Below are 539 nucleotides of genomic sequence, written 5' to 3'. Positions count from 1 at the left end.
ACCAGCTTCTGAACCACCTCCTCCTACCCCTTTGTAAGAAGATGCATATTGAGCTGGAAGCTGAAAGGCTGTTGAATCTAGTATACGGATACGTGTAAAACGGTTAGATAAAGGAGTCATTGGAGAAAACTTCTTTCGAAATACTTGTAAAAACAATTCCTTTAAGAATTGTACAGTCTGTGCATTAAATCGTTCGTTCAGGCCTTGACTAGATAATTGGATTCCCGTAGCTCTAGTTAGTTTCGCACATAAACTAACTAGGGATTCTGTCCCAATTGCTTGGCTGAGAAACACGCATAATGAAACGAGGTCTTGTGCTCTACACTTTCGTTTTCGTCGAATCATTCCAGTTTTAACTGCTAGTAGTTGTAAGTGGTGAATCGAAAATTTACTTTTAAATTCTTCACCTAGTAAACGTAACTCTTCTTGTGTAACATCATTAATTTTAGACATAAAATGGGTCATCCTTCCTTGCGGTATGCATGGAAGGATGACCCATTTAGTTAAATTTTATTCATTTCCTTAAGTTGATGGCTATG

1 protein-coding gene is annotated in these 539 nt (G+C 37.7%); it reads right to left on the bottom strand.

The genetic code is table 11. From position 1 onward, the window contains the following. The coding region (locus JDS99_RS30935; RefSeq protein WP_472926345.1) for a transposase at positions 1–453 on the bottom strand (453 nt) is incomplete at its 3' end. Between the last annotated feature and the right edge of the window lie 86 nt (positions 454–539).

The sequence above is a fragment of the Bacillus cereus group sp. N6 genome (assembly GCF_016483705.1).
GTDB classification, from domain to species: Bacteria; Bacillota; Bacilli; order Bacillales; family Bacillaceae_G; genus Bacillus_A; species Bacillus_A wiedmannii.
Note: the sequence above shows the minus strand (reverse complement) of the source record. Positions and strands in the feature narration are given on the sequence as shown.